This is a genomic window from Vibrio sp. 2132-1, from assembly GCF_033344315.1.
The window spans coordinates 1-563 of sequence record NZ_JAWPON010000677.1; the positions used below are offsets into that span (position 1 = coordinate 1).

Genomic DNA, 563 nt, shown 5'->3' on the forward strand with positions numbered 1-563 from the left:
GGAAATTTCCAACCTGTTGACGGAAAGTCAGCATCTTTCGATGCAGTTGTCGCAAATTATTGAACACTTGGTAACGCCTTCACAAATGGCGGGCGTATTAGAGAGCGTATTAGAGCAGCAAAGTGGCATTCACTTGGTGTCATTGCAGACTCTGCCATCTGAGCCGATCACAGAAGATAAAGAAGCATCACAATACTCTGGCTACTACGTACACCCTGTGCGTATGGAGCTAACTGGTGACTACTTTTCTATCGCCAACTACTTAAACAAGTTAGAGAGCTTACCTGCCAGCTATTTTTGGCGTAGCTTCAGTTACAAAGTAGAAGAATATCCAAAAGCGAAGTTAGTGCTTGAAGTGTACACATTAGGTTCTCGAGAGGAGTTTATCGGTGGTTAAAAAACTCATTATCTCAATCGCGGCTCTCGCCTTGTCTGGTTCAGTCTTGGCAAATCAGGATCCAACTGCACCACTTGGTTGGCAAAAACCAGCAGAGGTGCCTGCCAAGCCCAAAGCGAAACAATACCGCGTGCCGACACTGAACAGCATTGTCTGTAAGCCGAAT

The 563-nt window shown here is 45.6% G+C and carries 1 protein-coding gene and 1 pseudogene; both read left to right on the forward strand.

Going from position 1 to position 563, the window contains the following annotated elements:
* On the forward strand, nt 1-397 hold a 397-nt coding region (pilO, locus tag R8N47_RS27340), incomplete at its 5' end, for a type 4a pilus biogenesis protein PilO (protein ID WP_318186381.1).
* Nucleotides 390-563, forward strand: a pseudogene (locus tag R8N47_RS27345) (MSHA biogenesis protein MshK); the annotation flags it as partial. The gene pilO and the pseudogene R8N47_RS27345, both read left to right, overlap by 8 nt.